The organism is Vibrio sp. 1562, assembly GCF_033340155.1.
In the GTDB taxonomy this organism is placed as follows: domain Bacteria; phylum Pseudomonadota; class Gammaproteobacteria; order Enterobacterales; family Vibrionaceae; genus Vibrio; species Vibrio alginolyticus.
Genome location: NZ_JAWOVY010000348.1, coordinates 1 through 701, shown reverse-complemented (window position 1 = coordinate 701; position 701 = coordinate 1). Strand labels below are relative to the sequence as shown.

1 protein-coding gene is annotated in these 701 nt (G+C 43.9%); it reads left to right on the top strand.

All coding sequences use genetic code 11. The annotated features are described in order from the left end of the window. Positions 1–701: Na/Pi symporter (locus tag R7Z49_RS25120; protein WP_318112403.1), on the top strand; the 701-nt coding region annotated here is incomplete at both ends.

Sequence of the window (701 nt, the reverse complement as noted above, 5' to 3'; positions counted from 1 at the left end):
GACGATCCACGACTTCTTTAACCTTCTTGCTGTTCTGATATTCCTTCCTTTGGAAATGATGTTCGGCATTCTAGAGAAAATTTCTCACTGGTTGGTTTCGCCACTATTGAACACTGGCGACATGAGCATGAAGGGTTTTGACTTCATCAAGCCAATCACTAAGCCTGTTGTTTCTGCTATCAAAGAACCGCTATCAACATTTGGTGACACCATGGGTGGCGTGGCTCTAATTGCTTTAGGTATCGCTACAATCTTCGTTGCTATCACAGTAATGGGTAAGCTAATGAAGAGCCTAATGGTTGGCCGAGCTCGCGATAATCTGAAAAATGCAATTGGTCGTGGTCCTATCCACGGTATCGTATCAGGCTCGATCGTGACGGTGTTGGTACAATCTTCATCAACAACAACAAGCTTGATGGTTCCACTTGTAGGTACTGGTGTTCTTAAAGTTCGTGACATTTACCCATTCACTCTAGGTGCGAACATCGGTACGTGTATCACTGCACTACTTGCAGCTACCGCAGTATCTGGTGAGTTTGCTGTGTTTGCTCTTCAGATTGCGCTAGTACACTTAACCTTTAATATTTTGGCGACACTGTTTATCTTTGGTATTCCGTTCTTACGTGAAATCCCAGTAAAAGGCGCTGAAATGATTTCAGAGCTTGCTATCAAAAACAAAGCCGTTGTGGGTGGCTACCTGA